General features: G+C 77.3%; 1 pseudogene. It reads right to left on the bottom strand.

The features are described from left to right. Positions 1 to 472, bottom strand: a pseudogene (locus FV222_RS30460) (GNAT family N-acetyltransferase); the annotation flags it as partial.

Genomic DNA, 472 nt, shown 5'->3' with positions numbered 1-472 from the left:
CCCCAGGCGCAGCTTGCGCCGGCCCTTGCCGCTGACGTGGTCGAGGTAGCCTGCGCGCCTCGCCGGCTCCAGGCCGGCGAGGTCGAGGGCGCCGCGGGCATGCGCCCAGTAGGCGGCGTCGCGCCGGTTCGTCCGGGCCGCCAGCAACTCGGCGAAGGGGCCGTCCGCGGGGGCGTTCAACAGCAGGAGCCGCGGCGACAGTCCGAGCGCGCGCGGCGCGTCGCACAGCGCTTGGAGCGCACGCGCGGGCTCGGTACCGTCGAGGAGCGGCACGCCGAGCGGGCAGAAACCGTGGGTCCAGCCGACCAGCACCGGCAACGGCACGCCCCAGCGGGTGCGCGAGCTCCGGAACGGCCATAGGGCGAGCCAGCGCGCGCCGGGCTCCTCCGGCGGCCGGTCGGCGACGACGAGCAGCCGGATCCCGTCGCCGAAGGCCCGCGCCGCCGGCAGCGCGTAGTCGGCCTCGTAGAAC

Source organism: Methylobacterium sp. WL103, assembly GCF_008039885.1.
GTDB lineage: Bacteria > Pseudomonadota > Alphaproteobacteria > Rhizobiales > Beijerinckiaceae > Methylobacterium > Methylobacterium cerastii.
This window is presented reverse-complemented; position numbering and strand designations above follow the sequence as displayed.